General features: G+C 59.3%; 8 protein-coding genes. 6 read left to right on the top strand and 2 right to left on the bottom strand.

All coding sequences use genetic code 11. The features are described from left to right. The coding region (locus PO883_RS33180) for a hypothetical protein (RefSeq protein ID WP_289313588.1) at positions 1 to 514 on the top strand (514 nt) is incomplete at its 5' end. A gap of 2 nt (positions 515 to 516) precedes the next feature. Further along, positions 517 to 804 carry a hypothetical protein gene (locus PO883_RS33175; protein WP_289313587.1) on the top strand — a complete coding sequence of 96 codons (288 nt, stop codon included), beginning with the start codon at positions 517 to 519 and terminating at the stop codon, positions 802 to 804. A gap of 190 nt (positions 805 to 994) precedes the next feature. Here the strand turns inward: PO883_RS33175 and PO883_RS33170 are convergent, their stop codons facing one another. After that, positions 995 to 1,315: a mobilization protein gene (locus tag PO883_RS33170; protein ID WP_289313586.1), complete on the bottom strand. Its 321-nt coding sequence runs from the start codon at positions 1,313 to 1,315 to the stop codon at positions 995 to 997. Positions 1,316 to 1,517: 202 nt separating this feature from the next. Between PO883_RS33170 and mobQ the strand changes: the two genes are divergently transcribed. Both mobQ and PO883_RS33160 read left to right on the top strand, forming a co-directional pair. Then, positions 1,518 to 2,576, top strand: a complete 1,059-nt coding sequence (mobQ, locus tag PO883_RS33165) for a MobQ family relaxase (protein WP_289313585.1) — start codon at positions 1,518 to 1,520, stop codon at positions 2,574 to 2,576. 39 nt (positions 2,577 to 2,615) lie between these two features. Then, positions 2,616 to 3,248 carry a hypothetical protein gene (locus PO883_RS33160; RefSeq protein ID WP_289313584.1) on the top strand — a complete coding sequence of 211 codons (633 nt, stop codon included), beginning with the start codon at positions 2,616 to 2,618 and terminating at the stop codon, positions 3,246 to 3,248. Between the two features lie 167 nt (positions 3,249 to 3,415). On the opposite strand, the gene PO883_RS33155 is transcribed toward PO883_RS33160, so the two are convergent. After that, positions 3,416 to 3,802 carry a helix-turn-helix transcriptional regulator gene (locus tag PO883_RS33155; RefSeq protein WP_289313583.1) on the bottom strand — a complete coding sequence of 129 codons (387 nt, stop codon included), beginning with the start codon at positions 3,800 to 3,802 and terminating at the stop codon, positions 3,416 to 3,418. Positions 3,803 to 3,904: 102 nt separating this feature from the next. Between PO883_RS33155 and PO883_RS33150 the strand changes: the two genes are divergently transcribed. Beyond that, entirely contained in the window at positions 3,905 to 7,003 is a 3,099-nt protein-coding gene (locus PO883_RS33150; protein WP_289313582.1) for a CHC2 zinc finger domain-containing protein, read from the top strand. A gap of 1 nt (position 7,004) precedes the next feature. Next, complete coding sequence (gene xerC, locus PO883_RS33145) at positions 7,005 to 8,096, top strand: site-specific tyrosine recombinase XerC (protein WP_289313581.1); 1,092 nt, start codon at positions 7,005 to 7,007, stop codon at positions 8,094 to 8,096. Positions 8,097 to 8,642: the final 546 nt, after the last annotated feature.

The raw sequence follows: 8,642 nt of genomic DNA, 5'->3' as shown, positions 1-8,642 counted from the left end.
TGGCGGGATCAATACCTATGGCTATGTCGGAGGTAATCCGGTTTCGCGAATTGATCCGACGGGCGAGGCATTCTTCGTTCCCCCATTAATTTACTATGGTGGGGTCGCATTAATTTCAGCGGCGACTGCGCATTATGGAATAAAGGCTATCCAGGCATCAACCCGTCCAAGCGATATGAGTCGGATGGAAGAGAGGCATTTTGACCGAAATTGTGCCAATTCCGACGATCCTTGTCGCGCTATTAAGGCTGCGGTGATGCAGGCCATTACAGGGGCTCAAACAAAAATGGAAGCCATGTATAACGATAAGCTTCTCTACAATAACGCTTTCTCGGTTGCCAATCCAACTGTGACTGGAACGAGCACGACGTGGACGGGCCACATTGATGATCTTAACGGCCGCACTAACAATATTTGGGCAATGATAACGTTGGGCAGAAAGATGGGCTGTGATATGTCGGCAGAGACTGCTGCAGCGATGACAGTCCACACGCCTGGCGCACCTCGTGGATGATCATGAAATATTCAATTGATTTTTCAATTTTTGATTCCCCGACTCATGCTTATGGCAACGTAACAGGCGAGATTGATTTTCCGCATACCCCTGAAATTGGTCACCGGGTTGTATTGCTAAACGATCTCGAGCAAAGAGTTGCCTCCTTGGGAGCTGTGCAGGGCGTTGATGGCGTGCTTCTGGTCGGGCTCGAAGATATAGTGTTCGATTCAAGGCTTGAGGCGGCAGTCTTCGCGAAGTACATGGAAAGTTCACTAGGGTTGTTTTGCGTGGTGTATGACGAGTTCTAGGCGCGGGGTCAGGAAACGGGGCGCGGGGTCACCAGTGTGCGGGAACGGCACGGGGGTCAGATCCGACAAACGGACACGGACGGAGCAGTCGTGCCGACGATTCGACACGAGCGGGGCAGTAAGCTGAAGGTGCACATTTGAAGCGCAGGGCGTACCCTCTCCGTATCCTGTGCTATCAGAAGCATAACCATCATGGAACATTCTCCGATTTCGGTTCTGGCGCTTTCTCTTCGATGTCGGTCTCAGAAATGGCCGGAAGCTCAAAAAGTGCCCGGTCCTCATTTCTGGTTAACGCCTTATCCATCATGGCCGTAAACGTCGCTTTCGGCCATTTCTCATCAACCATTTGATCCAGCAGCACCGCCCCGGCCAATATCTTGCGCCGCGTATCATCCTGGCGCTTACGTTTGACCTCAACCGCCTTCTTGCGCGCCTCGACCTTCTGCTGTTCTGCCTTTAGCTGCTTGAGCTTGGTTTCAGCGGCGACGATCTTCTCTTCCAGTGTTCCCATAGCGACGGCTCCCACGGTGAAATAGCCATAATTGTAGCGCGACTTTTAGTGTGTGCGGTGGCAAGTTGGCTGTTTGCAAAAGTCTCGGGATATGGTAGGTTTAGTAAAACAAAGGGCGCACTTATGCAAACTCTTCGAGTTTGCGTGCGTACCTGCCGTAGGCTAACCCCGGAACAGCGAAAACCACCCCCTGCCTGCGCACATGGCGATCTATCACCTGAGCGTTAAAACGATTTCGCGCTCTGCCGGACGTAGTGTCACGGCAGCAGCGGCCTATCGCGCCGCCGAAAAGATCGTTGACCAGCGCACGGGAGAAATCCACGACTACACGCACAAAAAAGGTGTGCTGTCGGTAGACCTCACCCTGCCCAGCGGTGCGCCGGAATGGGCCAGCGACCGCGAGAAACTTTGGAACGCGGCCGAGCAAAGCGAGACGCGCAAGAATTCCACTGTGGGCCGGGAATTCGAGATTGCTTTGCCCGACGAGCTGAACGCGTCCCAGCGCCGCGAACTCTCCCTTGCCCTGGCCCGCGAGATCGTCGAGCGCCACGGGTGCGTGGCCGATGTCGCCATCCACGAACCCGGCAAAGGCGGCGATAACCGCAACTACCACGCGCACATCCTATGCAGCACGCGGCGACTCGGCCCGTTCGGATTCCACGCAAAGACCCGCGAGCTGGACGAGGTGAAGCAAGGCGAGGTAGTACGCTGGCGGGAGCGCTTCGCCATCATTCAAAACCAGCATTTGCGCGAAGCGGGCCACTCCGAACGGGTCGATCACCGCACCCTTGAAGCGCAGGGAATCAACCGCGTGCCGACCGTGCATTTAGGGCCAGCGGCCACCAACTACGAGCGGCGCACCGGCAAGCCGTCACATCGGCGGCAGGAACTCGAACAGGAGATCAGCGAGCGCCTGCGTAGCGCCCGCAACGAGGGGCAGCTTGAGCGACAATCGGCCCAGTTAGAGCGCAGCATTATCGATACCAGCGGTGACTTGGCCGCAGCGCAGAAAGAGCGTGCCAGCATTCAACAGCAGGCAACGGACGGCCGGGCCGTTGTGCGCGCCCAATTCGAGCAATACAAACAAGAAAAGGTAAAGCAGGAGCGACAGCAGGCCGCAGCGGAAAAGGCCCGCCTGGTGGCGGAGGTGCAACACCAGGCAGACGTCAAACGGCAAGCCGATGTGGAGCAAAAACGGCAAGAGCTTGAGCAAGCCAATAAGCCCAAGAAGGACCTCGACCGTGGCGGGCCGACCCGATAACCCGGCATCCAATCAACAGTGCAAGTGGAAAGGTACGAAATGGACGACATCGAAAAAAATCTATACCTTCTGATGGAGGTTGCCGAGCAACAGCAAAAGGCTGTTAGCACGGCGCTGGCCGGTTTGGACAAGCGCCAAATCGAGTTAGCAAAAACGGCAGTGCAGTTGCAGGGCATCGGCGAGCAGCTCGTCCCCAAAGCTGCTCAAGCGGCCAGCGAAGGTGCGGCGCGAGGCGTCAAAACCGAATTGGAAAGTGCGAGTCAGACCGCGAGCGACGCCGTGGCGGTCGCATGCCAGCCATTGCTGGCTGGATTGGCTGGTGTGGCGGGCGAGACAGCCACTGCCGAAGGACAGCTCAAAGAGGCCGTTAAATGGTTCGGTTGGCGTTGGGCAGCGCTGGCCGCTGCTACGGCTTGTGGTGCGATCCTGGCGGTTACGCTGGCCGCGTGGGGTGCCGTCTGGTGGCAGCGCTCACAGCTTGCCGATTTGAAAATCGAACGCGACCAGGTTAACGGCGAAGTGACCGCAGCGCAAAGCACGCTGGCGGCGCTGAACAAACGTACGGGCGGCGTGCGCTACGTGAATGCATCAGATGGCAAATTCATCAACGTGCCGGGAGGGTTCAAGGCGATGACTTGTGTAGGTAATGTGCCGTGCATCCGGTTGAAATGACGATGGTGGCGGGGCGGCATTGGAGGCGCTCTCGCCGTGGCGGATGAAGCGGACGGCTCCTAACGTGGGAATGGGTGGCTATTACTTATAGTTAACAAAAAAAGCCTCCCCCAACCCCGGCTAGCGCGTGGGGCATTGAGAAGGCTTCTTTTTTAGCTGCTGGGTTGTTACGTCGCTAGTACGCGATCCATCTTCGCTCGCTTCACTAGGCTATCCATGAGGATGATAAGCGCCTGTTGATCCACGTCGGGCAACGCATCCACCTCTTGCAATAATGCATACAGTTTCTGATTGTGAACTGTTGGTTCATGCACGGTCGTCGTGCGTCCGGTCAACTCATCAAGGGTGACATTCAGTACGTCCGCGATCTTCATGAGTGTATCAAGCTGCGGAATGAAGCTACCACGCTCCCAACGGTTATAGGCGCGAGGATTCACGCTGATCAATTCCGCCAGCCTGACTTGCGTCAATTTACGCGACTCCCGCAGTAACTTTAGCCGTTCTGAAAAAGCTGCCATGTCTTGCACCGTAACTCTGAAAACGATGCTTGCCATTTTAAGGCCTCCCTTTTTATGACTTGTTGCATATATCCACATGTGTCCATATAATAGCATGTACAGATGTCTATTGACAGGTTTTTAGAGGAAGGCGGATTTATGGCACGGATACCGGAAAGTGAGATCGAGCGGCTAAAAAATGAGGTATCGGTGCAGCGCCTGGTCGAGAGTGCCAGCATTGAGCTGAAGAAATCCGGCAAGGACTTCATCGGGCTGTGCCCGTTCCATGCCGACGCCACAGCCTCGCTGGTCGTCACACCCGCTAAAAATCTCTGGCATTGCTTCGGCTGTGGCGCCGCTGGCGGGCCGATTGACTGGATCATCAAAAAAAACGGCGTCAGCTTCCGCCATGCGGTCGAGCTGCTGCGCGATGGCGGTTCTTCTTTAGCTGCCGGTTCGGGCGCGATCAAGCGCGCCACGGTGAAGCAGCTCGATGCGCCGGTCTGCCCCGACGCCGACGAGCAAAAGCTCTTGGGCCAGGTCATCGACTACTACCACCAGTGTTTGAAGCAAAGCCCGGAAGCGCTGATCTATCTGGAAGAACGGGGCATTGTTGGCAGTGCGGCGGCGGAAGCGATCGATACATTTAAACTCGGCTTTGCCAACCGCACGCTGGGCTTGCGTCTACCGGATAAGACTCGCGTGGCCGGTGCCGACATTCGCTCGCGCCTGGAGCGTATCGGCATTTACCGCGAGTCTGGTCACGAGCATTTTAACGGCTCGCTGATCGTGCCGATCACCGACGCGCACGGCACGGTGACGGAGGTGTACGGGCGCAAGATCACAGACCGTTTGCGCAAAGGCACGCCGCTGCACCTGTATTTGCCTGGCCTGCATCGCGGCGTGTTCAATGCGGCCGCGTTGGCCGCGCATCAAGAAATCATCCTGTGCGAGGCGCTGATCGACGCCTTGACGTTCTGGTGCGCGGGATATCGCAATGTCACCAGCAGCTACGGCGTGGAAGGCTTTACGGACGACCACCTGGCCGCATTCAAGGCCCACGGCACGCGCCGCGTGCTGATTGCCTACGACCGAGACGAGGCGGGCGAGCGTGGCGCGGCGAAGGTTGCCGAACGCCTGATGGCAGAAGGCATCGAGTGTTTCCGTATCCAGTTTCCCAAGGGCATGGACGCCAACGAGTACGCGTTGAAGGTGCAGCCCGCCGACAAGAGCCTGGGTGTGCTGATCCGCAAAGCCGCCTGGTTGGGCCAGGGTAAAGCGCCGCAAGCGGATATGGAAACCGTGGCACTAGCCGTTCCTCCAGCCGTGGCACCGCCAACTACTAACATATCCGAGCCACCCATTGCGCCAGCCGATGCACCAGCGCAGCCGGTGCCGTCTTCTTTAGCTGCTCCTGTGCAAGCCGCAATGCTGGAACAGCCCGCCGCCCCGGCACTTCCCGCCAGCCCCATACCAGCACCGCCGCCGCCCGACATCCCGACCGAGATCAAGGACAACGAAATCACCATGACGCTGGGCGACCGGCGCTATCGCGTGCGCGGGCTGGCAAAAAATCTCAGCTTCGAGCTGCTAAAAATCAACCTGCTGGCCTCGCGTGGCGACAGCTTCTATGTCGATACGCTCGACCTGTACAGCGCCAAGCAGCGCGCCAGCTACACCACGCACGCCGCGCTGGAATTGCAGATCAAGGAAGCCGTGCTTAAAACCGACTTGGGCCGCGTCCTGATGCGGCTGGAACAACTGCAAGAGGACGCCATCACCCAGGCCATGCAGCCCGCCGAGCCGCTGGCCGTGCAGATGAGCGACACCGAGCGCGAGGCGGCGCTGTCCCTACTGCACGCGCCCGACCTGCCGGGGCGCATCCTGACCGACTTAGCCACTTGCGGGCTGGTCGGCGAGGAAACCAACAAACTCGTTGGCTACCTCGCCGCGGTTTCGCGCAAGCTCGACAAGCCGCTGGGCATCGTGATCCAGTCATCTTCCGCAGCCGGTAAAACGAGCCTGATGGATGCGGTACTGGCCTTCGTCCCCGAAGAAGAAAAAGTCAAATACAGCTCGATGACCGGGCAGAGCCTGTTCTACATGGGCGAAACCAATTTGAAGCACAAGGCGCTGGCAATCGTTGAGGAAGAAGGCGCAAGCAAGGCCAGCTACGCATTGAAGCTGCTGCAATCGGAAGGCGAACTGACCATTGCCAGTACCGGCAAAGACCCCAACACCGGCAACCTGATTACCCAGCAATACCGGGTCGAAGGGCCGGTTGCGCTGCTGGTGACGACGACGGCCCGCGACATCGACGAAGAATTGCTCAACCGCTGCTTGGTGCTGTCGGTGGACGAGTCGCGCCACCAGACCCGCGCCATCCACCAGTTGCAGCGCGACCGGCGCACGCTCGACGGCCTGCTTGCCAAGCGCGACCGGGAAGCCTTGATTACCCTGCACCAGAACGCCCAGCGCCTATTGCGCCCGCTCGACGTGCTGAACCCTTACGCCCGGTTCCTGACCTTCCCCGATCAGACCACGCGGCTGCGCCGCGATCACGAAAAATATCTGACCTTGATCGACACCATCGCCTTCGTGCATCAACATCAGCGCACCACGCACACCACGCGCCGGGGCGAGCAAATCATCGACTACATCGAGGTGACGCTGGCCGACATCGCGCTGGCCAACCGCCTGGCGCATGACGTGCTGGGGCGTAGCCTGGACGAATTGCCGCCGCAAACGCGCCGGCTGCTGCAAGCCGTCGATGGCTATGTTGCCGCCCACGCCGCCACGCACGATATGGCGCGCACCGACATCGTGTTTAGCCGCCGCGCCTTGCGCGAGGCGATCAATTGGGGCGATACGCAACTCAAAATGCACCTGGCGCGGCTGGTCGAACTCGAATACATCGTGGCCCACCGCACGCGCACCAACGGCTTCGACTACGAACTGGTGTATGACGTGGCGGGCGACGGCGACACGCTGCGCTTCCCCGGCCTGGTCAATATCGAGACGCTGGCCTGCGCCTATGACGCCGCCCGGTCGGGGCAAAACGCCACTCGGTCGGGGTCTGGTCGGGGCATGGTCGGCCCTCAGTCGGCCCCTGGTCGGGGTGCGCAATTGGAGAGCGAGCCAGCAGACATAAGGGATTGCGCCGATTTACCTGATTCCGATGCAAAAACGCACCTCCTACGGGCAAACGGAAAAATCACGTCGTACCCGCAACCCCTTGTTGCTGTAGCGGGGAGCTGACATGACGCGTACCTTGAATCCAAAGCGCAAGCGCCGCCGCACGAGCGTCAATCCCTACGATCCCGCGCCCGGCCATCCGCTGCACCCTTACCTTACTGCCTGGTGCGATTGGTCGCTGGCCGCTGGTTTCTCCGAGCAAACGATGTCGAGCCGCCGCTTCTCGGTGCAGCGCTTCATCATCTGGTGCGACGAGCGCGGCATCACGCGCCCGGTCGAGATCACGCGCCCGATGCTGGAACGCTACCAGCGCACGCTCTACCAATACCGCAAGAGCAACGGCGCACCGCTCTCGATCATGGGGCAGCTCGGCCTGCTGAACCCATTGACGGCCTGGTTTCGCTGGATGGTGCGGCAAAACCACTTGCTGCACAACCCGGCCGCCGACCTCGAACTGCCCAAGAAACCAAAATCGCTGCCCAAGACCATCCTGTCGGTGCAGCAGGTCGAAACCATCATCAATCAGGCCGATCCGACCATCTTGCTGGGCATCCGCAACCGCGCCGTGATGGAAGTGTTTTACTCGACCGGCATCCGGCGCATGGAATTGATGCACTTGAAGCAATACGACCTCGACACCGAGCGCGGCACCTTGATGATTCGCCAGGGCAAGGGGCGCAAAGACCGGTTCCTGCCGATTGGCGAACGAGCTTGCAAGTGGACGGACAAGTACCTGCTGGAAGTGCGGCCGGAGATCGTCACCGGCTACGATGACCAGACCTTGTTTCTGGACGACTACGGCCAGCCCATGAGTGCGCGCTTTATAGGCGACCTGATGCGTCGCCATGTGGAAGCGGCGGGCATCACCACGCCCGGCGCGTGTCACGTGTTCCGGCACGCGATGGCGACCCACATGCTGGAAAACGGCGCGGACATTCGTTTCATTCAGGCAATGCTTGGACATGCCAACCTGGAAACGACGCAAATCTATACGCACGTCTCGATGAGCAAGCTCAAGGAGATCCACAACGCCACCCACCCGGCGCGTTTAAGCCGCGCCCAGGGCGATCAAACCGACCCGCCAGGGCCAGGCACCGGCGACGGCCAGCAAGCGCCCCCAGACGCGATTGACGGCGATGACCAGGACGAACCATGATGACCATTAAAGTGGACTTGCCCGCCGCTCAGGCATGGGCCTTCGCCGAGTTTCTGAAATGCGCCGGATACAGCGATTACCGCCAGCTCGCGCGGCCAGCGAGCAGGAGGCATACGACATGCAGGGCGCGGCCGAGAAGGTGCGGGCTGCGCTCGCCGAAAACGGATGCGCGCCGCGTTGACGCGAGGCGATAGCAGGCGCGCTCACGCGCATGGATTTACCCAACCCCAACAACACCCCACAGCTTACAAGCGGCGCAAGGGATAGACCCGCCTTGCGCCGCATGCGTGAGCGTGTCTTTTACGTGGCCGTCAAGGATTCGCTACGCCGCTTCGCGTCCTTGACCGAATACCGCCAACCCGGCACCATCCCCGGTTAACAAACCTCAAAAAACACCAGGCTCGCGTGCGCGCCTGTGGCAAAATACGCGTCTAGGGAAATTTGCAACTTGAGAGGGGAAGCCGTCTTCGTAAATGCCGCGCAAAGCCTTGATTGGACTAGGGAAAAAGCCTGCCGGTACGGTGACCCCATGTCGGGCGGTTTACT

It is taken from the genome of Massilia sp. DJPM01, assembly GCF_030348125.1.
GTDB classification, from domain to species: domain Bacteria; phylum Pseudomonadota; class Gammaproteobacteria; order Burkholderiales; family Burkholderiaceae_D; genus Telluria_A; species Telluria_A frigida.
The sequence above is the reverse complement of the archived record's forward strand: the minus strand, read 5'-3'. Positions and strand labels throughout refer to the sequence as shown.

Bases quoted from the DNA above. Each gene is read 5' to 3' on its own strand.
- PO883_RS33175 (WP_289313587.1), top strand. From the start codon at position 517: ATGAAATATTCAATTGATTTTTCAATTTTTGATTCCCCGACTCATGCT.
- PO883_RS33170 (WP_289313586.1), bottom strand. From the start codon at position 1,315: ATGGGAACACTGGAAGAGAAGATCGTCGCCGCTGAAACCAAGCTCAAG.
- mobQ (WP_289313585.1), top strand. From the start codon at position 1,518: ATGGCGATCTATCACCTGAGCGTTAAAACGATTTCGCGCTCTGCCGGA.
- PO883_RS33160 (WP_289313584.1), top strand. From the start codon at position 2,616: ATGGACGACATCGAAAAAAATCTATACCTTCTGATGGAGGTTGCCGAG.
- PO883_RS33155 (WP_289313583.1), bottom strand. From the start codon at position 3,802: ATGGCAAGCATCGTTTTCAGAGTTACGGTGCAAGACATGGCAGCTTTT.
- PO883_RS33150 (WP_289313582.1), top strand. From the start codon at position 3,905: ATGGCACGGATACCGGAAAGTGAGATCGAGCGGCTAAAAAATGAGGTA.
- xerC (WP_289313581.1), top strand. From the start codon at position 7,005: ATGACGCGTACCTTGAATCCAAAGCGCAAGCGCCGCCGCACGAGCGTC.